The organism is Paracoccus sp. MC1854 (assembly GCF_014164635.1).
Classification (GTDB): Bacteria; Pseudomonadota; Alphaproteobacteria; order Rhodobacterales; family Rhodobacteraceae; genus Paracoccus.
In genome coordinates, this window is record NZ_JACJFU010000017.1 from 1 (window position 1) to 24,809 (window position 24,809).

The 24,809-nt window shown below is 66.2% G+C and carries 24 protein-coding genes and 2 tRNA genes; 8 read left to right on the forward strand and 18 right to left on the reverse strand.

Going from position 1 to position 24,809, the window contains the following annotated elements; genetic code table 11:
* Positions 1 to 8: 8 nt before the first annotated feature.
* The 5 genes from H5395_RS12555 to H5395_RS12575 all read right to left on the reverse strand — a co-directional run bounded on the left by H5395_RS12555 (position 9) and on the right by H5395_RS12575 (position 2,467).
* A complete protein-coding gene (locus H5395_RS12555; protein ID WP_182792926.1) occupies positions 9 to 458 on the reverse strand; it encodes a hypothetical protein in 450 nt (149 codons plus the stop codon).
* A gap of 20 nt (positions 459 to 478) precedes the next feature.
* The gene (locus tag H5395_RS12560; protein ID WP_182792927.1) at positions 479 to 1,312 is read right to left on the reverse strand and encodes a hypothetical protein; all 834 of its coding nucleotides are present in this window, start codon (positions 1,310 to 1,312) and stop codon (positions 479 to 481) included.
* Positions 1,313 to 1,424: 112 nt separating this feature from the next.
* Positions 1,425 to 1,501: transfer RNA gene (locus H5395_RS12565), tRNA-Arg, on the reverse strand.
* A 54-nt stretch (positions 1,502 to 1,555) separates the two neighbouring features.
* A complete protein-coding gene (locus tag H5395_RS12570; protein ID WP_370576451.1) occupies positions 1,556 to 2,071 on the reverse strand; it encodes a GNAT family N-acetyltransferase in 516 nt (171 codons plus the stop codon).
* An 84-nt stretch (positions 2,072 to 2,155) separates the two neighbouring features.
* Complete coding sequence (locus H5395_RS12575) at positions 2,156 to 2,467, reverse strand: ETC complex I subunit (protein WP_182792928.1); 312 nt, start codon at positions 2,465 to 2,467, stop codon at positions 2,156 to 2,158.
* Positions 2,468 to 2,621: 154 nt separating this feature from the next.
* Between H5395_RS12575 and H5395_RS12580 the strand changes: the two genes are divergently transcribed.
* Entirely contained in the window at positions 2,622 to 3,317 is a 696-nt protein-coding gene (locus tag H5395_RS12580; RefSeq protein WP_182792929.1) for a superoxide dismutase family protein, read from the forward strand.
* A gap of 115 nt (positions 3,318 to 3,432) precedes the next feature.
* A complete protein-coding gene (gene uvrB, locus H5395_RS12585) occupies positions 3,433 to 5,622 on the forward strand; it encodes an excinuclease ABC subunit UvrB (RefSeq protein WP_304612824.1) in 2,190 nt (729 codons plus the stop codon).
* 75 nt (positions 5,623 to 5,697) lie between these two features.
* Here uvrB and H5395_RS12590 read toward each other — a convergent pair whose 3' ends face one another.
* Together H5395_RS12590 and parA are read right to left on the reverse strand one after the other, a co-directional pair.
* On the reverse strand, positions 5,698 to 6,429 hold the full coding sequence (locus H5395_RS12590) for a methyltransferase domain-containing protein (protein WP_182792930.1): 732 nt from the start codon (positions 6,427 to 6,429) through the stop codon (positions 5,698 to 5,700).
* A gap of 48 nt (positions 6,430 to 6,477) precedes the next feature.
* The gene (parA, locus tag H5395_RS12595; protein WP_182792931.1) at positions 6,478 to 7,149 is read right to left on the reverse strand and encodes a ParA family partition ATPase; all 672 of its coding nucleotides are present in this window, start codon (positions 7,147 to 7,149) and stop codon (positions 6,478 to 6,480) included.
* 128 nt (positions 7,150 to 7,277) lie between these two features.
* Between parA and H5395_RS12600 the strand changes: the two genes are divergently transcribed.
* The gene (locus H5395_RS12600; protein ID WP_182792978.1) at positions 7,278 to 8,327 is read left to right on the forward strand and encodes a dipeptidase; all 1,050 of its coding nucleotides are present in this window, start codon (positions 7,278 to 7,280) and stop codon (positions 8,325 to 8,327) included.
* A 2-nt stretch (positions 8,328 to 8,329) separates the two neighbouring features.
* On the opposite strand, the gene H5395_RS12605 is transcribed toward H5395_RS12600, so the two are convergent.
* Positions 8,330 to 8,404: transfer RNA gene (locus tag H5395_RS12605), tRNA-Thr, on the reverse strand.
* A gap of 151 nt (positions 8,405 to 8,555) precedes the next feature.
* On the opposite strand from H5395_RS12605, the gene H5395_RS12610 reads away from it, so the two are divergent.
* Positions 8,556 to 9,431, forward strand: a complete 876-nt coding sequence (locus H5395_RS12610; protein WP_182792932.1) for a hypothetical protein — start codon at positions 8,556 to 8,558, stop codon at positions 9,429 to 9,431.
* Positions 9,432 to 9,623: 192 nt separating this feature from the next.
* Here H5395_RS12610 and H5395_RS12615 read toward each other — a convergent pair whose 3' ends face one another.
* A complete protein-coding gene (locus tag H5395_RS12615; RefSeq protein ID WP_182792933.1) occupies positions 9,624 to 9,872 on the reverse strand; it encodes a DUF2312 domain-containing protein in 249 nt (82 codons plus the stop codon).
* 101 nt (positions 9,873 to 9,973) lie between these two features.
* On the opposite strand from H5395_RS12615, the gene H5395_RS12620 reads away from it, so the two are divergent.
* Both H5395_RS12620 and dtd read left to right on the forward strand, forming a co-directional pair.
* Positions 9,974 to 10,198, forward strand: coding sequence for a hypothetical protein (locus H5395_RS12620; RefSeq protein WP_182792934.1), 225 nt, complete (start codon positions 9,974 to 9,976; stop codon positions 10,196 to 10,198).
* A gap of 9 nt (positions 10,199 to 10,207) precedes the next feature.
* Positions 10,208 to 10,648: a D-aminoacyl-tRNA deacylase gene (gene dtd, locus H5395_RS12625; protein ID WP_182792935.1), complete on the forward strand. Its 441-nt coding sequence runs from the start codon at positions 10,208 to 10,210 to the stop codon at positions 10,646 to 10,648.
* A gap of 181 nt (positions 10,649 to 10,829) precedes the next feature.
* On the opposite strand, the gene H5395_RS19495 is transcribed toward dtd, so the two are convergent.
* From H5395_RS19495 to H5395_RS12640, 3 genes are all read right to left on the reverse strand, one after another.
* On the reverse strand, positions 10,830 to 11,690 hold the full coding sequence (locus H5395_RS19495; protein ID WP_182792936.1) for an SPOR domain-containing protein: 861 nt from the start codon (positions 11,688 to 11,690) through the stop codon (positions 10,830 to 10,832).
* A gap of 304 nt (positions 11,691 to 11,994) precedes the next feature.
* A complete protein-coding gene (gene upp / locus H5395_RS12635; RefSeq protein ID WP_182792937.1) occupies positions 11,995 to 12,633 on the reverse strand; it encodes a uracil phosphoribosyltransferase in 639 nt (212 codons plus the stop codon).
* A 91-nt stretch (positions 12,634 to 12,724) separates the two neighbouring features.
* Positions 12,725 to 13,117, reverse strand: a complete 393-nt coding sequence (locus tag H5395_RS12640) for a cytidine deaminase (RefSeq protein ID WP_182792938.1) — start codon at positions 13,115 to 13,117, stop codon at positions 12,725 to 12,727.
* Positions 13,118 to 13,265: 148 nt separating this feature from the next.
* Between H5395_RS12640 and H5395_RS12645 the strand changes: the two genes are divergently transcribed.
* Both H5395_RS12645 and H5395_RS12650 read left to right on the forward strand, forming a co-directional pair.
* Complete coding sequence (locus H5395_RS12645) at positions 13,266 to 15,548, forward strand: NADP-dependent malic enzyme (RefSeq protein ID WP_182792939.1); 2,283 nt, start codon at positions 13,266 to 13,268, stop codon at positions 15,546 to 15,548.
* A gap of 200 nt (positions 15,549 to 15,748) precedes the next feature.
* Complete coding sequence (locus tag H5395_RS12650; RefSeq protein ID WP_182792940.1) at positions 15,749 to 17,647, forward strand: propionyl-CoA synthetase; 1,899 nt, start codon at positions 15,749 to 15,751, stop codon at positions 17,645 to 17,647.
* Between the two features lie 190 nt (positions 17,648 to 17,837).
* On the opposite strand, the gene aroA is transcribed toward H5395_RS12650, so the two are convergent.
* The 6 genes from aroA to nuoN all read right to left on the reverse strand — a co-directional run bounded on the left by aroA (position 17,838) and on the right by nuoN (position 24,807).
* On the reverse strand, positions 17,838 to 19,169 hold the full coding sequence (aroA, locus tag H5395_RS12655; RefSeq protein ID WP_182792941.1) for a 3-phosphoshikimate 1-carboxyvinyltransferase: 1,332 nt from the start codon (positions 19,167 to 19,169) through the stop codon (positions 17,838 to 17,840).
* A 93-nt stretch (positions 19,170 to 19,262) separates the two neighbouring features.
* The gene (locus H5395_RS12660) at positions 19,263 to 19,958 is read right to left on the reverse strand and encodes a tRNA (guanosine(46)-N(7))-methyltransferase TrmB (protein ID WP_182792942.1); all 696 of its coding nucleotides are present in this window, start codon (positions 19,956 to 19,958) and stop codon (positions 19,263 to 19,265) included.
* Between the two features lie 138 nt (positions 19,959 to 20,096).
* Positions 20,097 to 21,770: a ribonuclease J gene (locus tag H5395_RS12665; protein ID WP_182792943.1), complete on the reverse strand. Its 1,674-nt coding sequence runs from the start codon at positions 21,768 to 21,770 to the stop codon at positions 20,097 to 20,099.
* Positions 21,763 to 22,542 carry a type III pantothenate kinase gene (locus H5395_RS12670; protein ID WP_182792944.1) on the reverse strand — a complete coding sequence of 260 codons (780 nt, stop codon included), beginning with the start codon at positions 22,540 to 22,542 and terminating at the stop codon, positions 21,763 to 21,765. The genes H5395_RS12665 and H5395_RS12670 overlap by 8 nt, the downstream gene beginning before the upstream one ends.
* Positions 22,542 to 23,321, reverse strand: coding sequence for a biotin--[acetyl-CoA-carboxylase] ligase (locus tag H5395_RS12675; RefSeq protein ID WP_234450845.1), 780 nt, complete (start codon positions 23,319 to 23,321; stop codon positions 22,542 to 22,544). Before H5395_RS12675 ends, H5395_RS12670 begins: the two co-directional genes overlap by 1 nt.
* The gene (gene nuoN, locus H5395_RS12680) at positions 23,314 to 24,807 is read right to left on the reverse strand and encodes an NADH-quinone oxidoreductase subunit NuoN (protein ID WP_182792946.1); all 1,494 of its coding nucleotides are present in this window, start codon (positions 24,805 to 24,807) and stop codon (positions 23,314 to 23,316) included. Before nuoN ends, H5395_RS12675 begins: the two co-directional genes overlap by 8 nt.
* Positions 24,808 to 24,809 lie beyond the last annotated feature (2 nt).

A 24,809-nucleotide genomic window follows, 5' to 3' on the forward strand; every position in this document is an offset into this window, starting at 1 on the left:
TGAAGGGCTCATGGAACGCCCATTCCTCGTCCGACATCAGGTCTCGTGCCAAGCTGGTCTCCATCGCAGATACCGGCTTGAATCACGATCAGCGCGCCATGAGAATCCCTTTTGTCAACAGGACCTAAGATATAATCGATTGGATTATTTCCGTGCTTTGGATCAAGCGCGATTATCTCATCTACATCCGTGTAGATGACCCGATCGAACATAAGTGTCAGACCAGAAGCCAAACTGGACAACATCTTCCACCTGCTGACCTCAGAGCCGGCGTGCATTGGCGGTCGGGCGATCCTGATCGTATTGCAGTCACTCGCCATCTGTTCGTAGTGTCCATAATCCGCATGGATCAAAACGTAGAGATTACTGCGGGGAACAAATTTTTCCCAGTAAGAAAGCCAGATTTTCAGGTAAATGTCGTCATCATAGACCATTGTCAGAATGGCAACAGACTTCATGGCGGACTAACCTCTGCAACTCACGCGGATGGCGCTGTGTATCGCTGGTGAAAGGTCAGGTTTGAAAATGCCTGTTTCAGCGATGCTTCATAGATCGAGTTATTCTTGAAATAGGAATTGGCGTAAAGATGAACCCGCCGTCCCATCATCGCGGCGGCAATCGAAATATGCAGGCGGTTGGTATGTATCGTCCCGAACCGGGCGATGGCATCCAGGAAACCCGACATCGGTGTGCTCTCTTTGCCCTCTGTCGAGATGTCACGATTGCCCTCGGGGACAGGCATGTCCTCGATCTTTTCCACATCGCCGCGGAAGAAATATCCTACGCCTGAACCATTGCCGGATGTCGCGATCCGCCCAAGGCTGAGCGCCATGTCGTGGCAGAAGATTGACCGAGGAGCGAACTTTTTCGATCCGCTTTCATCCCGGCGGAAAAGGATATCCGTTCGCCGGAATCCCAGTCTTCTTCGCGGAACTGCAAAAGTATGAGGCAGAACCAGCATCCGTTCTGATCGCTCAATCAGTGCGGGTATCTTTTTATGCATCCGATATTTATCCAGAAACGCTCCTCCGCCGCTGTAAACCATTCGAACCTTCGAACTGGATGATAGTTGACGCAGGTCATCGGGCGACATCGTCATGGCGCGCGCTACAGGAACACTCACATACCGAAAGGCATTGTGCCGGAAGAATTGCTCTGTTGCATATCGGATCAGCCCGTCGCCCCAATTCCCCTTGTTGACGACGAAGATGAAGGACTCGTCTTCCGCAAATTCTCGAAGGGTTTCCTCAAGCCTGATGAACTCGATGGACCCGGCAAGGCCTGCCGGCTGAAGATGATCACAATGTTGCACTTGCGTTCTCCGTTTGCTGGGGCGGTGCCCGTGCCCCGCCTGTTGCGTTCGGTTTCCCAACTGAAACCCGCGCAGACATCCCGAAAACAACGCCAACTCTGCAACATCACCGTGGCGACCCCGGGAGGGCTCGAACCCCCAACCTTGGACTTAGAAGGTCCCTGCTCTATCCAGTTGAGCTACGGGGCCGCGCCCGTTGTGATTGCGGCAAAGCCCGCCCCGGTGCAAGGGGGCGAGGTTGCGTCAGACCTCGCTGGTCATGAAAACGCTGTTCGGGTCGGGGGCGTAGCCCGCGAACGGTGCGCATTCGGTGAAGCCCGCGCGGGCGTAAAGGACGCGCGCCGGGCCGAAGCTGTCCTGAGTTCCGGTTTCCAGCGATACGCGCCGGTAGTCCCTTGCTTTCGCTTGGTCGATCAGTGCCTGCAGCAACCGGCGGGCGTGCCCCTCTCCCCGCTGCTCGGAGAGGATGTGCATGGACTTGATCTCGCCATGATCCGGCGCGATCCGCTTCAGTGCACCCATGCCCACTGGCGCGCCCTCTGCCCGCAGCACAAGGAAGTCGATCAAGGGCGAGACAAGATCCTGGCGCGGCAGCATGTGGATCGACTCGGGCGGGGTGTCGGCGTGCATCGCCTGAACGTGGCGGGCGAACAGAAGATCCAGATCGGAAGAAAGCGGGCTTTCCATCGCAATGGTCACGCCTGTCATGGCCTGCAGCGCAACGGGAACTGGACGCGGATCGCTGCCCTGTTTGTTCATGTCAATGAACAGGGCCCAGCGCCGACCCTTGCCCGGCAGACGCATCCACCTTCCGCCTGCGGCAACCCCGGCACGATTTTCCGGTCAATGCGTCCACGGCGCCTTGCGGTCCGTGGCGAAGTTTTCACCATAGCCACGCGGGCGGATGTTGTGGGCGCGGGGTTTCGGCTCGGTCACGATATATTCCAGCCCCTTGGCCTTGGCGTAAGCCTCGGCCTCGGCGCGGCTGTCAAAGCGCAGGCGGATCTGCGACTGGGTGTCATCGGAACTCGTCCAGCCCATCAGCGGGTCCAGGTCCGGCCGGTCGGAATGAGAGAATTCGAGCACCCATTCCTTGGTGCGGGCAACACCGGACTGCATGGCGTTGCGGGCGGGCTTGTAGATGCGGACGCGCATGGCGGAACCCCTTGGCGGCTGAAGACGGGCCGGCCTCTTGTGGCGCAGGCGGCGCCGACGATCAAGCGCCACTGTCCGGCAAGGGCGAAACAGGGGGGAACGGCTGCCGCCCTCGGGCGTTGACGCCAGGCAAGGACAGACAGGAGTGCCCTCGATGACCCGATCCCTTAACGCGACACGTGTTCTGCCCCAGCCTCATGCCCTCGGCGCCCTGCTGCTGGGCGCGGCTCTGGTGCTGGCCCCGCATCCAGGCCATACGCAGGATTCGGCACCTGCCGCGGCAGATGCCCAGCCCGCGCAGGCGGCGCCGGTCGAGAATGCCTCTCCGGCAGCAACAGGCGCGGATCAGCCGGATGCGCCCGCAGCAGGCGATGCCACGGCAGCGGCAGGTGGCGAGCAGTTCCGCCAGGCAGGCGGCGTTCTTCGCAATGGCGAAGGAGCGGATGTCGGCAGCGTCCTGATCACCGAAACCACCTCGGGCGTGATGCATTTCGTGCTGGACATCAGCGAGGGCGCGGTGTCCGCCGCACAGCACGGGCTGCATATCCATGAGGCCGGCCTGTGCGAAGGCCCCACCTTTGAAAGCGCCGGCGGCCATATGGCAGGCGACCGGGAACATGGCGTCCATTCGGCGAACGGCCCGCATCCGGGCGACCTTCCGAACATCACGATGGGGACGGCAGGCGCGCTGCATGTCGAGTATTTCCTGCCCGGTATCCTGATGGATCAAATCCTCGATGAGGATGGTTCGGCCGTGATGATCCATTCCGATGTGGACGATTACACGAGCCAGCCTGCCGGCAACGCGGGCGACCGCATCGCCTGCGCGGTTCTCGAACTGTCAAGCTGAACCACGCCTGCAGCAGCATGGGGCCGCCCGCGACAGGGCGGCCTTTTCCTTGAAAACGGGCACTTTCCGCACCACCTAACGGCATCCTTCGCACCACCTTCCCTCAAGGATCGTCATGGCCCATAACAACACCAACGCTCCCATGCCGATGCTGCTGCAGCCCGAGCGGCGGGTGAAGCTGGAAGGCGGCAAGCACTTCGTCATGCACAGCGAGTTCTCGCCGGCCGGCGACCAGCCCGGCGCCATCGCCGAACTGGCCCGGGGGGTGCGTGAGGGCGAGCGCGATCAGGTGCTGCTTGGCGCGACCGGCACCGGCAAGACCTACACCATGGCCAAGGTGATCGAGGAAACGCAGCGCCCTGCCATCATCCTGGCACCGAACAAGACGCTGGCCGCGCAGCTTTACGGCGAATTCAAGGGCTTCTTCCCCGATAATGCGGTGGAATATTTCGTCAGCTATTACGACTACTACCAGCCCGAAGCCTATGTCCCGCGGTCGGATACCTATATCGAGAAAGAATCGCAGATCAACGAGGCGATTGACCGGATGCGCCACTCGGCGACCCGGGCACTGCTGGAACGAGACGATGTGATCATCGTGGCCTCGGTGTCCTGCATCTACGGCATCGGCTCGGTCGAGACCTATTCGGCGATGACGCAGGACATGGTCGTGGGGCAAAGCTACGACCAGCGCGCTTTCATCAACGAACTGGTGGCGCAGCAATACAAGCGCCTGGACACGGCCTTCCAGCGCGGCGCCTTCCGGGTGCGCGGCGACGTGGTCGAGGTCTGGCCCGCGCACCTCGACGACCGCGCCTGGCGATTCAGCTTCTTCGGCAACGAGCTTGAGGCCATTGTCGAGTTCGACCCGCTGACCGGCGCCCGCGATGGCGACTACAAGCAGATCCGCATCTATGCCAACAGCCACTATGTCACGCCTCGGCCGACCTTGCAGCAGGCCAGCAAGGGGATACGAGCGGAACTTCAGATGCGGCTGAAGCAACTGACCGACGAGGGCAAGCTGCTGGAAGCCCAGCGGCTGGAACAGCGCACCAACTTCGACCTAGAGATGCTGGAGGCCACTGGCGTCTGCAACGGCATCGAGAACTACAGCCGCTACCTGACCGGCCGCGCGCCGGGCGAGCCTCCGCCCACGCTGTTCGAGTTCATCCCCGACAACGCCATCGTCTTCGCCGATGAATCCCACGTCAGCGTGCCGCAGATCGGGGGCATGTATCGCGGCGACTTCCGGCGCAAGTTCACGCTGGCGGAACACGGTTTCCGCTTGCCCAGTTGCATGGACAACCGCCCCCTGAAGTTCGAGGAATGGGATGCCATGCGCCCGCAGTCGGTCTTCGTCTCGGCCACCCCCAGCCAATGGGAAATGGATCAGGCCGGCGGCGTCTTTGCCGAGCAGGTGATCCGCCCGACCGGTCTTCTGGACCCTGTGATCGAGATCCGCCCCGTCGAGACGCAGGTGGACGACCTGCTGGACGAGGTCCGGCTGGTTGCAAAACAAGGCTATCGCACGCTGGTCACGACCCTGACCAAGCGCATGGCCGAGGACCTGACCGAATACCTGCACGAACAGGGCATCCGCGTCCGCTACATGCATTCCGACATCGACACGATCGAGCGGATCGAGATCCTGCGCGACCTGCGCCTTGGCGCTTATGATGTTCTGGTGGGCATCAACCTGCTGCGCGAAGGCCTTGATATTCCTGAATGCGGCCTCGTCGCGATCCTCGATGCCGACAAGGAAGGGTTCCTGCGGTCCGAAACCTCGCTGATTCAGACCATCGGCCGAGCCGCCCGGAACGTGGACGGGCGGGTCATCATGTATGCCGATCGCATCACCGGCAGCATGGAACGCGCGATGCGGGAAACCGAACGCCGCCGTGCCAAGCAGCAGGCCTATAACGAGGCGCATGGCATCACCCCGACAACCGTCCGCAAGAACGTCGATGACGTGCTGGCCGGGCTGTGGCAGGGCGACACTGACCAGTCGCGGATCACGACAAAGATCGACAAGCCCCTGGTCGGCGCCAACCTGCAGGCGCATCTGGACGCCCTGCGGACGCAGATGCGCAAGGCCGCCGAAAATCTCGAGTTCGAGGAAGCCGCCCGCCTGCGTGACGAGGTCAAGCGGCTGGAGGCGGTCGAACTGGTGGTGGCCGACGATCCCTTGGCTCGGCAGACGGCGGTCGAGGAAGCAGCCGAGGCCGCTGTCCGTTCGCAGGGCCGCTCGACCGCCGGTCGCGCAGGCCAGCGCGGAGGCAACAAGCGCAGCAAGCGGCGGCATTGAAAAGCCGCTGCTGAACTGATCAAGGGCAGGCTGTCTGCATCGTGGGTCTTGCGACCGCTGCCCTCTGGAAAGGCTTCAGCGCCGCGCCATGAAAGAGCCGCGGTTGGGTGTCGGGTCGGGGATGTCCTCGATCATGGTGAACCTGCACTCCTCCAGCATGTCGCGCACGCAGGCGCGGGTCGGAAACCATTTTCGGACATGGTGGACGCCCTCGGCCGGCGGCTTGAAGTAGAGAAAGCTTTCCTCGCCCTCGTGCAGCGTCGTTTCCAGCCACAGCAGGTCCGACGCGCGGGAGATGATCTCAAGGTCGTGGAAGGGATGGCGCAGGTGGTAAAGCAGCCCCAGCGCCAGCACCGCGTCATAGCGTTCGCCGGGCTGGATGGCGGTCACATTTCCGATCCGGGTCCAGATCCGGTCCTGCAGACCCGTGACCTGCGCCGCAAAGCGCAGCCGCCGGATCATCGCGCCCCAGAAATCCTGCGCCAGCACGAAGGCGCCCCTGCGCGCCATCTCCAGCGCAAAGAACCCCTCGGCCGAGCCGAGGTCCAGCACCCGCATCCCGGTCATGTCCTGCGGCAGCACGTCTTCGTAAACCTGCCAGCGCCGCAGCGGATGATCGACGGGCTGAGGTCCGGCCGAGGGTGCGATCCCGCGCGTGGACAGGCCGGGCGCAAGATCGATGTTGTGAAACCACGGTCCCAGCGCGACGACCTGTTCGCGCAAGGCATCGGGGGCAAGCGGCGTGGCCAGTGGCTCGATGGGCGTGGCACCGGAAATGCCGCTGAAATCTGCCGTTTCGGCCATCATGTCCCCTTTCCACTGCCGGGCTGGTTCTTGATCGGCAGCATCAGGCCGTCAACTGCGGCTCGGACCGCCGATGGTTGCTGCGCCCTCGATCCCGGCATGGGCCATGACCTCATCCGCCAGCACCGCCATCTCGTCGCGCGCCGGACCGGACGGCCCCTCGGCCACGGCGCTGCCGTGCCCGAGCGTCTCGGCATAGGCCACGCGGTTCGCGATCTCGGCGCGGGCCACGTCCACCCCAAGCGCCGCCGCACCTGCAGCCACTTCGGCCCCCAGCCGGGTGTTCGGCCGGGTGCGGTTCAGCACGATCAGCACCGGCCGTTTTTCCCGGTCGGCAAGGTCCAGCACGCCTTCCGTCGCCCACAGGTCCACCTGGCTGGAAGCCACCGGCACCAAGATCAGGTCGGCCACCCGCAGCGCCGGGCGCAGGTCGCTTTCGATCTTCGGCGGCGTGTCGATCAGCACCACGTCAAAGCGCCGCTTCAGCTTCTCGCTTTCATAGCTTGCCCCCCAGGCCGACGAGGTCGAGAACTCCAGCCCCGCATCCTCGCCGATGCGGTTCAGCCGTTCCATGAACCAGCGCCCGAGGCTGCCCTGCGGATCGGTGTCCAGCACCGCGACCGAAAAGCCCTTGCGGCGCAGCGCCACGGCAAGGTTCACCGTCAGCGTGGTCTTGCCCGAGCCGCCCTTCTGCTGAGCGACGGTGATGATGCGTCCCGCCATGTCGTTCCTGTTTCCCGCCGCCGATAGAAATGCGTTGCATGCAGCCCGCCGAAGGGCAAGCCCGGCGCGCTTGCATCGGCGCCGCCGGAATGATCTTCGTGCAGGCGCAAATCTTGGGACTGGGCCGGATGATCCCCGTATTCGATGGACATAACGATTTCCTGCAGCGCGCCGTGGCCGCTGGAACCGATGCCGCCCGGCTGTGGCAGGAAGGGGACGGCACTGGCCACATGGACCTGCCGCGGCTGCGGCAGGGTGGCATGGCCGGCGGCTTCTTCGCCATGTGGGTGCCCGACGCCCAGACCGGGGACATAGCCGAACTGCTGCGCCAGAAGGAAAACCCGCCCTTCGACCTGCCCCTGCCGCCCCAGGTCGCCTGCGACGCGGCCCTGCCGCTGGCCTTCGCGCAGGCCGCGGCGCTGTTCGGGCTGGAACGCACGGGCACGCTGTCGATCTGCCGCAGCGCCGCCGACATCCGCGCAGCGATGGATGCAGGCCGCGTCGCCGCGATCCTGCACATGGAAGGGGCCGAGCCGCTGGCCGACCTTGATGCGCTGCACCTGTGGCACGCGATGGGGCTGCGCTCGATGGGGTTCGTCTGGTCGCGGCCGACGGCCTACGGGCATGGCGTGCCCTTCGCCTTCCCCTCGGCCCCCGATCGTGGCGAGGGGTTGACAGAACGTGGCCGAGCCCTGGTGCGCGAATGCAACGCGCTGCGGATCATGATCGACCTGTCGCACCTGAACGAGAAGGGCTGCGACGACGTGGCGCGGCTGACCGACGCGCCGCTGGTCGCCACCCATTCGGGCGCCCATGCGATCTGCCCCAGTTCCCGCAACCTGACCAACCGGCAGTTGCGCCAGATCGCCGATACCGGCGGCGTGGTGGGGCTGAACTTCAACACCGGCTTCCTTGCCCCCGACGGCCGGCGGGAACAGTTCCGCGGCTTCGACATCCTGCTGCGCCATCTCGACCATATGCTGGCAATCCTGGGCGAGGACGGCGTGGCGCTGGGTTCCGATTTCGACGGCGCGGTGATGCCGGCGGACCTGCCCGACGCGGCCGCGCTGCCCCGGCTGACTGACGCCATGCTGGCGCATGGCTATGGCCGCGACCTGGTTGAGAAGATCGCCTGGCGGAACTGGCTGTCGGTGCTGGAACGCAGCTGGGGCGGGTAAGCTGGTGCCGGCTGAGGGATTTGAACCCCCGACCCCCTGATTACAAATCAGACGCTCTACCACTGAGCTAAGCCGGCATGACGCCGGAATACGCGCCCGTCGCGGGTGGCGCAAGCACCACGCCCCCGCAACCCCGCCCAAGTTTTTCCATGACAATCCCGGCCGGCCCCTTGACCCCGCGCCCGCGCAGGGCGACGGGACGGCCAGCAGCAGGACGAGGGTTCTTCCATGCAGGTCGCGATCCATTTCGGCACCCACGGCACCGAGCCCGAGCGGATGATCCGCACGCTGATGGAAAACCGCGACTGGCTGCTCGCCAATGGCGTCGAGGTGGTGCCGCCCGGCCGCTACAAGGGCGTTCTGGACGAGGCGCTGAACTCGCTGAAAGGCGGCGATGCGCCGGCCGAGATGGAGGAGGTCATCTACGACGCGATGCTGGAATCCGAAAGCGCGCAGAGGATGGTGATCTCGCAGGCCTCGCTGATCGGGGCGCCGGTGCGCTGCCTCAGCGAAAAAGGGCTGTTTCCACAGGCGGGCACCCGGATGCGGGCAGTGGCCGGCCTGTTCCCCTCGGCCGAGGTCGAGGTGTCGCTGGCGATCCAGAACCCCGCGCTGCAGATCCCGCATCTCGCCTCGCGCGTGCCGGATGGCTCGGTCGAACGCCTGCTGAAAGGCTGCGACCCCCGCCAGTTGCGCTGGGGTCCCGCAATGCAGCGCATCATCGAGGCGATGCAGGGCCGGCGCGTGATCGTCTGGTGCTACGAGGACACCCCCCTGATCTGGCCCGAGGTGGTGCGGCGCATCGCCCGGATGCCCGCGGACGTGCCCCTGAAATCCGGCCTCGCCGTCCTGGGCGACCTGCTGCCGCCCGAGGGGATGGCGGACCTGAAGGAGGCCATGACCCGCGCCGCCCCGCTGACCGTCGAGGCGCGGCGCCGGATCTTCGCCGAGATGCTGGGCCGCCACGCCCGCGCCGACCTGGTGCGCGAAACCGTCACCGTCCCCGGCTGGACGCAGGACCTGGTGGACGAGATCACCGACGCCTATGAGGAAGACGTCGGCCGCATCGCCGCCCTGCCGGGGGTGGAGTTCCTGAGCCCCTGAGGCCGCAAGAAGGCTGCGCTGCGCCTTGCGTCACCGCTGGCCTATTCTTCGCCGTCTTTGATAACGCTGCTGCGTGCCGCATGATCGGTGACAAGCTCGGCTGGAGGCCGACCTGCCAGACATCCATCGGCTTCCAGATGCCGCCCTCTGGGAATCAGCGGGTGAGCGGCAGTTCCGGCCTGCCCGGTCCGCTCACATCCCCAAAGCGGATTTGTACATTTCCAGGATCGCCTCTTCCTCGGCCACGTCGTCCTTGTCGCGTTTGCGCAGGGCCACGATCTTGCGCATCACCTTGGTGTCGTAGCCGCGTGCCTTGGCCTCGGCCATCAGTTCCTTCTGGCGCTCGGCCACGTCGTTCTTCTCGGCGTCGAGCTGCTCGTATTGCTCGATGAACTGGCGCAGCTCTCCGGCTGCGATGCCATAGGCCTGATCGTCGCTCATGTCGCTGTCCTTCGCCGCGGAAATGAGGCGCTGCAATAGGCCGTCTTGCCGGGACGCGCAATCGCCGCTAGGCCCGGAAGCGACTGGTTGACGGAGGCCGCATGACCATCCACGACATCCTGATCTGGTGCGGCGCGGCGCTGACCACCGCAGGTCTGGCGGGCATCGTCTGGTGCATCGTCGCCGTGGCACGGGCAAAGCGCATGGGCGGGGATGACGCCGCCATGCGGGCCACCATGCATCGTGTGGTGGCGGTGAACATGGGCGCGCTCGCGGCCTCGATGCTGGGGCTGATGGCGGTAGTCCTCGGGATCATGCTGCGCTGAGGGACGGTCATGCGGGTGCTGATCCAGCGGGTGAGCGAGGCAGAAGTCACCGTCGATGGCCGGTCCGTCGGCCGGATCGGTCCCGGGCTTCTGCTGCTCGTCTGCGCGATGCAGGGTGACGACCAGGCAGCGGCCGAACGCCTTGCCGGCCGGGTGGCGCGCCTGCGGATATTCCGCGACGATCAGGGCCGGATGAACCGGTCCGTGCAGGATACCGGCGGCGCGGTTCTGGTTGTCAGCCAGTTCACGCTTGCCGCCGACACGCGCAGCGGGAACCGCCCCGGCTTCTCGACCGCCGCACCGCCAGAGGAAGGCAAGCGCCTGTATCTGGCCTTTGCCGAGGCGCTGAGGGCGCTGGACCTGCCCGTCGAGACAGGCGAGTTCGGCGCCGACATGAAAGTGGCGCTGGTCAATGACGGACCCGTGACGATCTGGATGGATAACGGGTGATCCCGCGCTGCCGATGGCCGGGTATCCTACGGGATGACCCTGATGATGCAGCCGCCACCCGGAAGAACTGAGATCACGCGCAGAAGGTCCGTCCTTATGCCGGTCTGACATCGATCCGCGCAATGGCGCGTCGGAGAAACGATCCCTACGGCTGCTGCTCGCACGTCGCGCCTTGGCCCTGTCAGCGGCGGGCCACGACATCGCGGAACCCGGCGCGGCCGAGGCGGTCGATAATTCGCACGATCGCCTCGCGGCCGTCGAGCGGCCCGACAAGGATCATTTGCTGCCCTCGCCCTGCATCCCGCGAACGCGCTACCGGCAGGCCCAGCCCGGCAAGCTTCCTCGCCATGCGATTCGCTTCTTCCGTTTCGCTGAAAACCCCGACCTGCAGATAGCGCGCTCCCGGAGGGATCATTCCCCGAGACGCCCGGGGCAGCGATGGGGTCGGGCGAGCCTTGGTTGCGGCAGAGTCCACGCTGACGATCTGTCTGCCAGGCTGCCGGGTGCCGCGTTCAGCCCGCTCGTCGGTCGCGATCCGACGCGCAGCCGGCTTGGCTTCCGACACCTGGCGCCCCGGCGGCGCGGCAGACAAGGCAGTTCCCGATCCGCATAATCCCAAGCCGGCAGCACCCGTGTCATGCGCCGGCTTGCCGATCAGGGCACAAAGCCGGTCGGTGTGGTTCGCACGGGTCATGCCAGCGGCCAAGCCGGGCGCACGGGCCATCATTTTGCCCAGTTCGCCTTGCGTTCCGCCTTCGTCGGCCATTGCCAACCGCGGGGGAATGGCGGCGCCATGATCGGCACCGACTCTGGCAAGGTCCGCCCCGGAAGTTGCCAGATCATCCTGCGTTCCCGGAACCTGCAGCAACTCGCCCGCCTGCAGGTTCGGAATGATCGCTTCGGCAAACTCGCGGTGGATTCTTTCCGCTGCCGGCTCATCAGGTTTGGGGAACAGCGCCCCCTCGTTGCCGAAAGCGGTGCGCCTTGCGGACAGTGTCGGGGGAAAGCCGCAAAGTGGCGCGCCATCGGGATCCGCCCGCACAAGCCATCCGCCGTCCGCCCGCTTGAAGACGCAGCCCGCCGAGTCGATATACTGTTCCGCCGTGAAATCCGGGGGCGGGATCTCGGCCGGCTGCCGCACCGTCAGGGCCAGTGAGGCACCAAGGGCGGAGGTTGCAGTCGCAGGCGTTTCCGCATGAACCGGCAGGGCAATCCCTGCCAATCCGGCCAGCGCCGAGGCCGCCGCAAGCAGCAAAGAGAAACCCGTGACAGCCATGACCGGCCCCTTGATTCGGTTCGTGCGGAGCCGGGTCTATCCCGGGATGCTCTAAGGACCGGTTAACGCCCTACTTGGTGCCGAACATCCGGTCCCCCGCGTCGCCCAGTCCCGGCACGATGTAGCCGTGCTCGTCCAGTCTTTCGTCGAGCGCCGCGGTATAGACCGGCACGTCGGGATGGGCTTCCAGCATCCGCCGGACTCCCTCGGGGGCGGCCAGCAGGCAGAGGAAGCGGATGTTCTTCGCGCCTCGCGCCTTCAGCAGGTCGATGCTGGCCACCGCGCTGTTCCCCGTGGCCAGCATCGGGTCCACCACGATCACCATCCGCGCATCAAGATCGCCCGGAACCTTGCAGTAATACTGCACCGGCTGCAGCGTGTCTGGGTCTCGATAGAGGCCGAGGAACCCCACCCGCGCCGCCGGGATCAGTTCGAGGATGCCGTCCAGAAGCCCGTTCCCCGCCCGCAGGATCGAGATCAGCGCGAGCTTCTTTCCTTCCAGAATCGGCGCGTCCATCTCGCAGATCGGGGTCTGGATGCGGGCGGTCGTCACCTCAAGTTCGCGCGTGACCTCGTAGGCCAGAAGCAGGCTGATCTCGCGCAGGAGCCGCCGGAAGCTGTTGGTCGATGTCTCGTGCTTGCGCATGATCGTCAGCTTGTGCTGGACCAGCGGGTGATCGACGAGCGTGAGGTTGGGGAACTGGGTCATCGGGCAGCGTCCGCGTTCAGGGATCGGTAGGGATGTCGTGCCATGAAGGGGACGGCCGGGCGAAGCAAGCGCAGAGTGGCCCTGCGGTCCCTCATGCGCCGCCCATGTGGCCTGCGTCGAAGCGGCCCGGCAGCAGCTCGGCCACGGTCGTGGCCAGCTTCTCGCCGCCGACCGTCGCCAGAAGGACGGGGGTGTCGGCGCGGGCGAACTCGGCCAGCTTCTGGCGGCAGCCGCCGCAGGGGGGCGTGGGGTGGGCGCTGTCGGCGACGACGCAGACCTCGATGATCTCGGTCTCACCCGCCGCGACCATGGCGGCGATGGCGCCGGCCTCGGCGCAGGTGCCCTCGGGGTAGGCCACGTTTTCCACGTTGCAGCCGGCATAGATCACGCCGGATGCGCCGCGCACCGCCGCGCCGACCTTGAAGCCGGAATATGGCGCATAGGCAGCCTCGCGCACGCGGCGGGCGGCGTCGATCAGGGACATGGGCGCACCTTCGGTTTTGCCCCATCATCCGCAGCGTCGCGACCCGGCGCAACCCCGCCCCTTTCGCCATGCGCAAAGCCGCGCGCCAGCCGCTTGTGACGCGGCGTCGCGGGGGCTACGACGAAAGGACGGTCAAGGGAGACGGGCAATGGACGAGCGGCAAAGGGAAAATCTGCGGCAGGCGGCGCTGAAATATCACGAGCATCCGCGACCCGGCAAGCTCGAGATCCGCGCGACCAAGCCGCTGGCGAACGGACGCGACCTGAGCCTCGCCTATTCGCCGGGCGTGGCCGAGGCCTGCCTGGAGATTCAGGCCGATCCCGCCTGCGCGGCGCGCTATACCGCGCGGGGGAACCTCGTCGCGGTGGTGACGAACGGAACGGCGGTGCTGGGCCTTGGCAACATCGGCGCGCAGGCCTCGAAGCCGGTGATGGAAGGCAAGGCCGTCCTGTTCAAGAAATTCGCCAATATCGACTGCTTCGACATCGAGGTGAACGAGACCGATCCGGTGAAACTGGCCGAGATCGTCCGCGCGCTGGAACCGACCTTCGGCGCCATCAATCTCGAGGATATCAAGGCGCCGGAATGCTTCGTGGTGGAAAAGCTCTGCCGCGAATCGATGAACATCCCCGTCTTCCACGATGACCAGCACGGCACCGCCATCGTCGTGGGCGCCGCCGCCACCAATGCGCTGCGCGTCACGGGGCGGCGGTTCGACGACATCAAGGTCGTGTCCACCGGCGGGGGCGCGGCGGGAATAGCCTGTCTCAACATGCTGCTGAAGCTGGGGGTAAAACGCGAGAACGTGTGGCTCTGCGACATCCATGGGCTGGTCTACGAGGGCCGGGCCGAGGACATGAATCCGCAGAAGGCCGCTTTCGCGCAGGCGACCGACCTGCGGGCTCTGGACGACGTGATCGACGGCGCCGACCTGTTTCTCGGCCTCTCCGGCCCCGGCGTGCTGAAGCCCGAGATGGTGGCGCGCATGGCGCGGCGGCCGATCATCTTCGCGCTGGCGAACCCCTCGCCCGAGATCCTGCCCGAGGATGTGCGCGAGGTCGCCCCCGACGCGCTCATGGCGACCGGGCGCAGCGACTATCCCAACCAGGTCAACAACGTCCTGTGCTTTCCCTTCATCTTCCGGGGCGCGCTGGACGTGGGCGCGACCGAGATCAACGACGCCATGCAGATCGCCTGCATCGAGGGGATCGCCGCGCTGGCCCGCGCCACCACCAGCGCCGAGGCCGCCGCGGCTTATCGCGGCGAGACGCTGACCTTCGGGCCGAACTATCTGATCCCCAAGCCCTTCGACCCCCGCCTGATCGGCGTTGTTGCCACCGCTGTCGCCCGCGCGGCGATGGAATCGGGCGTGGCGACCCGCCCCCTGCCCGACATCCACGCCTACAAGCGCAAGCTTGACGGCTCGGTCTTCCGGTCCGCCCTGATCATGCGGCCGGTGTTCGAGGCCTCAGCCACCGCAGAGCGGCGCATCGTCTTCGCGGAAGGAGAGGACGAGCGGGTGCTGCGCGCCGCCAATGCCATGCTTGAGGAGACCAACGACGTTCCGATCCTGATCGGCCGCCCCGAGGTGATCGAGACCCGGGCCGAACGCGCTGGCCTGCCGATCCGCCCGGTCGTCGATTTCCAGATCGTGAACCCCGAGGACGACCCCCGCTACCGCGACTATTGGGAAACCTATCATTCGCTGATGGCGCGGCGCGGCGTCACCCCCGACATCGCCCGTGCGTTCATGCGCACCAACACCACGGCAATCGGCGCAGTGATGGTGCATCGGAACGAGGCCGACAGCCTGATCTGCGGCTGCTTCGGCCAGTATTCCTGGCATCTGGGCTATGTGCGCGAGATCCTGGCGCGCGGCGGGCTGCATCCGGTCGGCGCCCTGTCGATGATGATTCAGGAGGAAGGGCCCCTCTTCATCGCCGACACCCAGGTCCACCACGACCCCACCCCCGCCGAGGTCGCCGACACCGCCACGGCCTGCGCCCGCCACGTCCGCCGCTTCGGCCTGACGCCGCGGATCGCACTCTGCAGCCATTCGCAGTTCGGCAATCTCGACACCGCCTCGGGCCGCAAGATGCGGGAAGCAATGGACATCCTGACCGGACGCGAGGTCGATTTCCTCTTCGACGGCGAGATGCACGTGGACGCCGCGCTCGATCCTTCCGTCCGCGCCCGCCTGCTGCCCAAGTCACGGCTGGGGGACGAACCCGCGAACGTGCTGGTCTTTGCGGGCACCGACGCAGCGTCGGCGGTGCGCAACATCCTCAAGACGCGGGCATCAGGGCTGGAGGTCGGGCCGATCCTGATGGGGATGGGGAACAAGGCGCATATCGTGACGCCCTCGATCACCGCGCGGGGGCTTTTGAACATCAGCGCGCTGGCCGGGACCCCGGTCGCGCATTACGGCTGAGGCGAATCGGTCCGGGCCGGGATTTGCAAAGACCCGCAATTCTTGCCCGTCAGATCGCAAGGTATTTCATCGCTTTGCAAATGCCAAAGCCGCCTGCCGGGACATTCCGCCACATCGGCGAGGTGTTCCGGGCAATATTGTTGATTTGCCTGCCCCCTCGCCTCTAGGACAGGAACAGGACGTAAGGGGGAGAGACGGGCATGGGTTATCAGGACATCTACAGCGCGTGGAAGACCGATCCCGAAGGCTTCTGGATGGAGGCCGCCAAGGGCATCGACTGGATCGAACCGCCCAGCCGCGCCTATTTCGACCAGGGTCCGGCCGGCGAGTGGTTCGCCGATGCGAAGGTCAACGCCTGCTGGAACGCCGTGGACCGCCATGTCGAGGCCGGGCGCGGCGATCAGCTTGCCGTGATCCACGACAGCCCGATCACCCATTCTTATCGTGGCATCACCTACCGCGATCTGCGCGACCGCGTGGCGCGTCTTGCCGGCGCCCTGCGCGACAAGGGCGTGCAGAAGGGGGACCGCGTCATCATCTATATGCCGATGGTCCCCGAGGCGATCGAGGCGATGCTGGCCTGCTCGCGCCTCGGCGCCATCCATTCCGTCGTCTTCGGCGGCTTTGCCGCGCATGAGCTGGCCGTCCGCATCGACGACTGCACCCCCAAGGCGATCATCGCGGCGTCCTGCGGGTTGGAACCCGGCCGCGTCGTCCATTACAAGCCGCTGCTGGACCGCGCCATCGAGGAAGCGAAGCACAAACCCGAGTTCTGCGTGATCTTCCAGCGCGAACAGGAGGTCGCGGAACTGATCGAGGACCGCGACTTCGCCTGGCACAGCTTCCAGTATGGCGTCGAACCTGCCGAGTGCGTCCCGGTCGAAGGCAACCACCCGCACTATATCCTGTATACCTCGGGCACGACCGGCCAACCCAAGGGCGTGGTGCGTCACACGGCGGGCCACATCGTCGCGCTGAACTGGACGATGAAGAACATCTACGGCATCGATGCGGGCGATGTCTTCTGGGCCGCGTCCGACGTGGGCTGGGTCGTGGGCCACAGCTACATCTGCTACGCCCCGCTGCTGGCGGGCGCGACCACCATCGTCTTCGAGGGCAAGCCCGTCGGCACCCCCGACCCCGGAATCTTCGGCCGCATCATCCAGAACCACAAGGTCAAGGTCTTCTTCACCGCGCCGACCGCCATCCGCGCCGTCAAGCGCGAGGACCCGGCCTGCGTCTATATCCGCGACTACAGCCTCAAGTCGCTGAAGGCGGTGTTCCTCGCGGGCGAGCGGGCCGACCCCGACACGGTGCAATGGGTGGAACAGAACCTCAACGTGCCGGTGATCGACCACTGGTGGCAGACGGAAACCGGCTGGGCCATCGCCGCCAACCCATTCGGGATCGAGGTGCTGCCGGTCAAGCACGGCAGTCCCTCGGTGCCCATGCCCGGCTATGAGGTGCAGATCCTGGACGAGGCGGGCCATCCCGTGCCACCCGGCACGCTGGGCGCGGTCACGATCAAACTTCCCCTGCCCCCCGGCACGCTGCCGACGCTGTGGAACGCCGAGGACCGCTTCCGCAAGTCCTACCTGACCGCCTTCCCCGGCTATTACGAGACCGGCGATGCCGGCTACATCGATGAGGACGGATACCTTTACATCATGGCCCGCACCGACGACGTCATCAACGTCGCGGGCCACCGGCTTTCGACCGGCGCGATGGAGGAGGTGCTGTCTTCGCATCCTGCCGTCGCCGAATGCGCGGTTATCGGGGTGGCGGATGCGCTCAAGGGCCAGACGCCTCTGGGGTTCCTCTGCCTCAAGAAGGGCGTGGACACGACCCCCGAACAGATCGGGCGCGAGGTGGTGAAGATGGTCCGCGACCGCATCGGCCCTGTCGCCGCCTTCAAGGACACGGTCGTCGTGGACCGTCTGCCCAAGACCCGTTCGGGCAAGATCCTGCGCGCGACCATGGCCAAGATCGCGGATGGCGAAGAGTTCAAGATGCCCGCCACCATCGACGATCCGGCAGTTCTGGACGAGATCCGCGAGGCACTGAAAGCGACCGGACAGGCGACCGCTGGTCGGGCCTGACGATCCTTCCGCCAAGGGGCGCAGTCATGAGGCTGCGCCTTTGCCAAGTAGCGGGAGCCACGGGTCGTGATCGCGACGACAAAGGCAGGTAAAGCGCCATTCCAGCACTTCCTGCCGGGTCAGAAGAGCTGTGGCATCGCCGCGCCTCTCGCAAGAGAGAGCGCTGCGATCACCGCAAACCCTCCGCGTCTCAGCCGATCCGAGCGCCCAGGCGAGTCATCAGCGGCACGAAATCGGGGAAGCTCGTCGCGATCGGCCCGGCGTCATCCACGCTGATCGGCTGGTCCGAGGCAAGCCCTGCCACCAGAAAGGACATGGCGATACGATGGTCAAGATGCGTGGCGCAGATGGCCCCGCCGCTCAGACCGCCGGTCCCGTGGACCGTCAGGCTGTCGCGAGTTTCCTCAAGGCGCGCTCCGTTCGCCTCAAGCCCCCGCGCCATGGCGTCGATCCGGTCGCTTTCCTTCACGCGCAGTTCCGCCACGCCGTTCATCACGGTCGTCCCTTCCGCAAAGACCGCCAAGACGGACAGGATCGGGAACTCGTCGATCATGCTGGCCGCGCGCTCGGCCGGAACGGTCACGCCGCGCAAGGGGCCGTGGCGCACGATCAGGTCGGCGACCGGCTCGCCGCCTTCCTCGCGCTGGTTTTCCCAAGTCAGGTCGGCACCCATGTCCTCCAGCGTTACATAAAGCCCGTCCCGCGTCGGGTTGCGGCTGACACCGGGCACGCGGATCTCGGACCCCGGCACGATCAACGCCGCCGCCACCGGGAAGGCGGCGGAGGACGGGTCGCGCGGCACCGCCACCGTGCAGGGGTGCAGTTCGGGGCGGCCGGTCAGGGTGATGACGCGGCCCTCATCGGTCACTTCGGTCGTGACGGTTGCGCCGAAGCCAGCAAGCATCCGCTCGGTGTGGTCGCGCGTGGGTTCGGATTCGATCACCACTGTCTGCCCCGGCGCGTTGAGGCCCGCCAGCAGCACCGCGGACTTGATCTGGGCGCTGGCGACCGGCGTGCGGTAAAGCACCGGCAGCGGGTCAGCCGCGCCCCGGATCGTCAGCGGCAGCAGCCCGCCCTCGCGTGCCGTGACCTGCGCGCCGAAAAGCTCCAGCGGGTCGGTGATCCGCCGCATGGGGCGGCGCGACAGGCTCGGGTCGCCGGTGAAGATCGCGGTGATGGGCGTGGTCGCCATCGCGCCCATGATGAGGCGAACGCCGGTCCCCGAGTTGCCGCAGTCGATCACGCCCTCGGGCTCGGCAAAGCCGCCGACGCCGACGCCGTGGACGATCCACGTGCCCTCGCCCACACGCTGCACGTCGGCGCCGAATGCCTGCATGGCCTTCGCGGTATCCAGCACGTCCTGCCCTTCCAGCAGGCCGGTGATGCGCGTCTCGCCTACCGTCAGCGCAGCGAGAATCAACGCCCGGTGGCTGACCGACTTGTCGCCGGGCACAAGCGCCTCGCCACGCAGCGGGTCCGATCGGCGGGCGGACATGGGCAGGGGTGCGGCGCTGTGCGACATGGGGCTCTCCTTCATTCGGGCGAGACCTTAGCGCGGGGCGCGCGGCCCTGCCATCATCCGTCTGAAAATATCCCGGACCCGAGGCCCGGGGCGTCAACGCCGGAAGGTCGCGTAATGCGGCACCCGGCCCTCGCGCAAGGCCTTCTGCTCATAGCGGGTGGAGTGCCAGTCATCCCAGGCCTTCGGCCCGTCGTGGACCAGGGTGAAGCCGGCCTTCGGCACTTCCTCCAGCGTCTGGCGCATGTAGTCGGGGATGTCGGTCGCGACACGGAACTCGGCGCCGGGGGCCATGATGCGGTGCAGCGGGATCAGGTGCTCGGGCGTGACGAAGCGCCGGCGATGGTGGCGCGCTTTCGGCCAGGGATCGGGGTAGTTGAGGAAGGCCTTGCTGATCGCGCCGTCCGGCAGCACGTCCATCAGGTCGCGCGCATCGCCCGGATGGACGCTGACATTCGTCACGCCCGCCGCACGGATCTTGCCCAGCAGCATGGCCACGCCGTTGATGAAGGGCTCGCAGCCGATGATGCCGATCTCGCGGTAACGGGCTGCCATGGCGACCATGTGCTCGCCGCCGCCGAAGCCGATTTCCAGCCAGACGGGACGGCCGTCCCCGAAGATCGCGGCAGGGTCGATGGGCGCACGGTCGGGGTTGTCCGCAACGGTGATCCCGCGCGGGCGCAAGGTGCCAAGGTCTTCGGACAGGTAGCCCTTCTGGCTCTGCCGCAGGGTCTTGCCGTGGCGGCGGCCATAGAAGTTGCGGTGCGTGGGGGTGGGGTCGAACTCGGTCATGCGGGGGCGATGCCAAGGCGGCAGCGGAAGGTCAAGCGGCAAGGTCGGACGGGGGCGCTGCCCCCGCCGCACTTCGTGCGCCCCCGGGATATTTTTCCGAAGAAGAAGGTCAGGGCGCCCGGCTGCGGCGCCCTGCGCTCAGTCGGCGGCGAGGCGGCTGATGATGACCTTGACCTCGGGCTTCTTGCCGATCTCCTCCATCGAGACCTGGCGGGTGATGCGGCGGATGCCCTCGTCGAGCTTGCGGTCGTTCATCACCGTCGCATCGTCCACGCGGTCGAGATACTCGGCCAATTCGCTTTCGATGCGGTCGGCCAGCGGCACCCCGGCGCGGCCCTGTGCCGGCAGGCCCATTGTCTCGACCCAGGCGTCGGGCAGGACCTCGTCGTTCTCGTCCACGATCACCGAGACCGTCGCATGGCCGTTCAGCGCCATGCGGATGCGGTCGCGCACCACGCCGTCCATCGCCCCGATCAGGACATTGCCGTCGAGGTAGATGCGGCCGGTCTCGATCTGGTCCACGACGCGTGGCTTGTCGCCCGCAAGGTCGATCATCGTCCCGTTGGTCACGATTTCCGAGATCAGCCCCTTGGCGCGGGCGAGCTTCGCATGTTCCCGCAGGTGCATGTGCTCGCCATGCATGGGGATGACGATGCGCGGCTTGAGCAGATCATGCACCGCCTCGAGATCCGGGCGGTTGGCATGGCCCGAGACGTGGTAAAGGCCCGAGTCGGCATCGAACACATTCACCCCCAGACGGCTGAGGTTGTTCTGGATGCGGCCAACAGGGCGCTCGTTCCCGGGGATGGTCCGGCTGGAAAAAAGGAAACTGTCACCCTCTTTCAGCTGCAGGCCCAGATACTTGCCCATCGAGAGCTGCATCGATGCGGCGCGGCGTTCGCCCTGGCTGCCGGTGACGATCAGCAGCACCTTGTTGCGGGGCAGGTCGGCGGCTTCCTCGGGGCCGATCACGGCGGGGAAGTCACGCAGGATGCCCGTTTCGACCGCAGCCGTCGTCATCTTGCGCATTGCGCGGCCGAGCAGGCAGATCCGGCGGCCCGCGGCCGTACCGGCATTGGCCAGCGTCTTCAGCCGCGCCACGTTCGAGGCGAAGGTCGTCGCCACCACCATCTGCTTCTGCGCCACCACCCAGTCGAGCAGCGGATTGGCCAGCACGGCCTCGGACCGGCCGGGGTGGGTGCTGAAGACATTGGTCGAATCGCACATCAGCGCGGTTATCGGGGTCTCGCCCGCGATCTCGTGCCACTTGATGGGGTCGAAGGCCTCGCCCACCACGGGGGTGCCGTCCAGCTTGAAATCGCCGGAATGGACAATACGGCCCGCGGGCGTGTCGATGATGAGGGCCGCGCTTTCGGGGATCGAGTGGCTCACGGGGACGAACTGGACGCGGAAGGGACCGGCCTCGACCATCTCGGGTCGCGGCTCGACGATGCGCAGCTTGTCGATGGGCTGGCCCGCTTCCTCCATCTTCATGCGGGCGAGCGTGCCGGTGAAGCGGCGGGCATAGACCGGGGCGCGCAGGCGGTTCCACAAGAGGCCGAGCGCGCCGACGTGATCCTCGTGCCCGTGGGTGATGAAGATCGCCTCAAGCCGGTCGCGGTTGTCCTCCAGCCAGCGGACATCGGGCATGATCAGGTCGATCCCCGGCGCGCTGTCCATGTCGCCGAAGGTCACGCCCAGGTCCACGAGGATCAGGCGTTCCCGTCCCGGCTGGCCATAGCCGTAGACATAGGCGTTCATGCCGATTTCGCCCGCGCCGCCCAGCGGCAGATAGATCAGGCGCTCAGACATTGCCCATCTCCTTGTTGTAGTCGTTGATGAGCCGCAGCCCGTGCATGGTCAGATCGTCGTCCCAGGTGTCGAACAGATCCTCGATCTGGTCGAACAGCGCGGCAAGCCCCCCGGTTGCAATGATCTTCATCGGACGGCCACGCTCGACGGCGATGCGGGCGCAGATCTCGCGCACAAGGCCCGCATAGCCCCAGAAGACACCGGACTGGATGCATTCTACGGTGTTGGTGCCGATGACCTGCTGGGGCCTGGTGACATCGACATGCGGCAGCGAGGCTGCGCCCATGTGCAGCGCCTCAAGCGACAGGTTCACGCCCGGAGAGATCACACCGCCGACATAGGCGCCGTCCGTGTCCACCACGTCGAAGGTCGTGGCGGTGCCGAAATCGACCACCACGAGGTCGGGGCCATAGCGGTCGAAGGCCGCCCAGGTGTTCACGATCCGGTCAGGGCCGACGACGGTGCCGGGATCGACACGCGGCGGCGCGGGCAGCAGGCAGTCGGGCTTGCCCACGACCAGCGGCCTTGTGTCGAAATAGCGGTTGCAGAGGACGCGCAGGTTGAAGACCACCCGCGGCACGGTCGAGCTGATGATGCAGGCATCCACCTCGACCTCCAGCCGGCTCAGCGACATCAGCGAGCGCAGCCAGACGAAATATTCGTCGGCGGTGCGGCGGTGGTCGGTGGCGATGCGCCAATGGCTGATGAACCGCTCGCCATCCCAGATCGAGAACAGCGTGTTGGTGTTACCGGTGTCGATGCACAGAAGCATCAGGCAACCTCGTGGAAGAAGACGTCGGCGGCGGGGATGACCTCGCGCCCGGCGGCGGTGGTCAGAACCAGCGCGCCGGTCTCGTCGATACCCTCGAAGCGGCCGGTGCGGATGGCATTGCCGGTGCGCGCGGTGATGGTCTCGCCCAGCCGGGCCGCGCGGGCGGTCCATGCGGTGCGGATGGGGGCGAAGCCCCAGGTCATCAACTGCCGCTGCCAGCGGTCGAAGGCTGGCGCGAGCAGGTCTAGGAAATCATCCGGGCTGACGGCATGACCGGTTTCACCCAGCACCGAGACCGGGTGAACCGCACCCGCCTCGATGGCCTCCGGTTCCGGTGCAGCGGCAAGGTTGACGCCGATGCCGACGGCCAGCGCCGAGACCGCCCCGCCCTGCCCCGCGCTTTCCAGAAGGATTCCGGCGACCTTGCCGCCATTCAGCAGCACGTCGTTCGGCCACTTGATCGCCAGCCGGGTTGTGGGGCCGCATACAGCCGTCAGCGCTTCATGCAGCGCCAGGGCGGCAACAAAGCTGTAAAGCGACACATCGGAGGGAGAGCCCTGCGGCCGCATCGCCAGCGTTGCCGCGAAATTGCCCTCGGGCATCGACCAGCTTCGTCCGCGACGACCCCGCCCTGCCGTCTGCTGCCGGGTCATGATCCAGGCCGGACCGCTCAGGCCGGGGGCGAGGCGCAATGCCTCGGCATTGGTGCTTTCGGTCCGCGCAAGGACGTGGCGCGCCACGCCCTCGGGCCAGGCCACCGGACGGGGCGGCTCAGTCAACGGCGGCAGTCGCGACGGCGACCGGGTCCGCCACCGCCACATTCGCCGTCACCAGCGAGGCCGCCGCACGTTCTGCCGCAGCCTCGGTGCCCAGCATGGTGAAGGCGCCAAGGATCATCACCGCGGCCGAGCCCATCAGCGCCAGCCACTGCACGCCGCCCATGCGGGTTTCCACCGGCACCTCGCGCGCGCTGCCGAAGTAGATGTAATAGACCATCCGCAGGTAATAATAGGCGCCGATCACCGAGGCGATGACGCCCAGCAACGCCAGCCAGCCCATGTTTGCGTCCACCGCCGCCTTGAGCACGCCGAACTTGGCGAAGAAGCCCAGCATCGGCGGAACGCCCGTCAGGCTGAACAGCAGCACGGCCATAGCCAGCGCCTTCAGCGGCTCGGACCGCGCCAGCAGGTTCAGGTCGTCGATGGCGGTGACGGGACGGCCGTCGCGTTCCATCGACAGGATGAAGGCAAAGGTGCCAACGTTCATCACCACATAGATCGCCATGTAGATCAGCATGGTCTGCACGCCATAGACGGTGCCCGCCGCCAGGCCGATCAGCGCAAAGCCCACATGGGCGATCGAGGAATAGGCCATCAGCCGCTTGATGTCGCGCTGTCCGATCCCGGCGATGGAACCGAGGAACATCGACAGCACCGCCATGACCGCCAGCACCTGCGTCCATTCCCCCGGCACGCTGCCGAAGGCGCCCCACATCAGCCGCGCGATCAGAGCCATCGCCGCAACCTTGGGCGCGGTCGCGAAGAAGGCCGTCACCGGCGTGGGCGAGCCCTCATACACGTCCGGCGTCCACATGTGGAAGGGAACCGCCGAGACCTTGAAGGCAAGGCCAACCAGCAGGAACACCAGACCGAACAGCAGACCCAGCGACAGCCGCTCGCCGCCCACTGCCTGCATGATACCGGCAAGGTTGGTCGTCCCCGAATAGCCATAAACCAGCGCCGCCCCGTAAAGCAGCATCCCCGAGCTGAGCGAGCCGAGGACGAAATACTTCAGCCCCGCCTCGGACGACCGCGCGCTTTCGCGCCGCAGAGCCGCCACGACGTAAAGCGCCAGCGACTGCAGTTCGAGCCCCATGTAAAGCGTCAGCAGGTCGCCCGCCGAGACCATGACCATCATGCCAATGACCGCCAGGACCACCAGGATCGGCAACTCGAACCGCATCAGCCCGTTGCGGGCCAGGTAAGATGCACTCATCGCCAGCACGGCGGCGGCGCCCAGCAGCATGACCACCTTGGCGAAGCGCGCGAATGCGTCGTCGATGAACATCCCAAAGAAGGCCTGCGAGTCCGTGCGCCCGCCCCAACCGAGGGCAAAGGCGGCGGCCAGCATGGCGATGACCGACAGCCACAGCACCGGCACGGCGGTCCGGTCCTTGCCGAAGAAGGCACCGAACATCAGCGCCACCAACGAGAACAGGGCCAGCGCCGCCTCGGGCATGAGGATGTTAAAGTCGAGAGACGTCATGG

Bases quoted from the DNA above. Each gene is read 5' to 3' on its own strand.
- H5395_RS12590 (WP_182792930.1), bottom strand. From the start codon at position 6,429: ATGATGGCCGAAACGGCAGATTTCAGCGGCATTTCCGGTGCCACGCCC.
- uvrB (WP_304612824.1), top strand. From the start codon at position 3,433: ATGGCCCATAACAACACCAACGCTCCCATGCCGATGCTGCTGCAGCCC.
- upp (WP_182792937.1), bottom strand. From the start codon at position 12,633: ATGACCCAGTTCCCCAACCTCACGCTCGTCGATCACCCGCTGGTCCAG.
- H5395_RS12670 (WP_182792944.1), bottom strand. From the start codon at position 22,542: ATGCTTCTGTGCATCGACACCGGTAACACCAACACGCTGTTCTCGATC.
- parA (WP_182792931.1), bottom strand. From the start codon at position 7,149: ATGGCGGGACGCATCATCACCGTCGCTCAGCAGAAGGGCGGCTCGGGC.
- H5395_RS12600 (WP_182792978.1), top strand. From the start codon at position 7,278: ATGATCCCCGTATTCGATGGACATAACGATTTCCTGCAGCGCGCCGTG.
- H5395_RS12615 (WP_182792933.1), bottom strand. From the start codon at position 9,872: ATGAGCGACGATCAGGCCTATGGCATCGCAGCCGGAGAGCTGCGCCAG.
- H5395_RS12610 (WP_182792932.1), top strand. From the start codon at position 8,556: ATGCAGGTCGCGATCCATTTCGGCACCCACGGCACCGAGCCCGAGCGG.
- H5395_RS12640 (WP_182792938.1), bottom strand. From the start codon at position 13,117: ATGTCCCTGATCGACGCCGCCCGCCGCGTGCGCGAGGCTGCCTATGCG.
- H5395_RS12580 (WP_182792929.1), top strand. From the start codon at position 2,622: ATGACCCGATCCCTTAACGCGACACGTGTTCTGCCCCAGCCTCATGCC.
- H5395_RS12575 (WP_182792928.1), bottom strand. From the start codon at position 2,467: ATGCGCGTCCGCATCTACAAGCCCGCCCGCAACGCCATGCAGTCCGGT.
- dtd (WP_182792935.1), top strand. From the start codon at position 10,208: ATGCGGGTGCTGATCCAGCGGGTGAGCGAGGCAGAAGTCACCGTCGAT.
- H5395_RS12665 (WP_182792943.1), bottom strand. From the start codon at position 21,770: ATGTCTGAGCGCCTGATCTATCTGCCGCTGGGCGGCGCGGGCGAAATC.
- aroA (WP_182792941.1), bottom strand. From the start codon at position 19,169: ATGTCGCACAGCGCCGCACCCCTGCCCATGTCCGCCCGCCGATCGGAC.
- H5395_RS12650 (WP_182792940.1), top strand. From the start codon at position 15,749: ATGGGTTATCAGGACATCTACAGCGCGTGGAAGACCGATCCCGAAGGC.
- H5395_RS12660 (WP_182792942.1), bottom strand. From the start codon at position 19,958: ATGACCGAGTTCGACCCCACCCCCACGCACCGCAACTTCTATGGCCGC.
- H5395_RS12645 (WP_182792939.1), top strand. From the start codon at position 13,266: ATGGACGAGCGGCAAAGGGAAAATCTGCGGCAGGCGGCGCTGAAATAT.
- H5395_RS12570 (WP_370576451.1), bottom strand. From the start codon at position 2,071: ATGAACAAACAGGGCAGCGATCCGCGTCCAGTTCCCGTTGCGCTGCAG.
- H5395_RS12555 (WP_182792926.1), bottom strand. From the start codon at position 458: ATGAAGTCTGTTGCCATTCTGACAATGGTCTATGATGACGACATTTAC.
- H5395_RS12620 (WP_182792934.1), top strand. From the start codon at position 9,974: ATGACCATCCACGACATCCTGATCTGGTGCGGCGCGGCGCTGACCACC.
- nuoN (WP_182792946.1), bottom strand. From the start codon at position 24,807: ATGACGTCTCTCGACTTTAACATCCTCATGCCCGAGGCGGCGCTGGCC.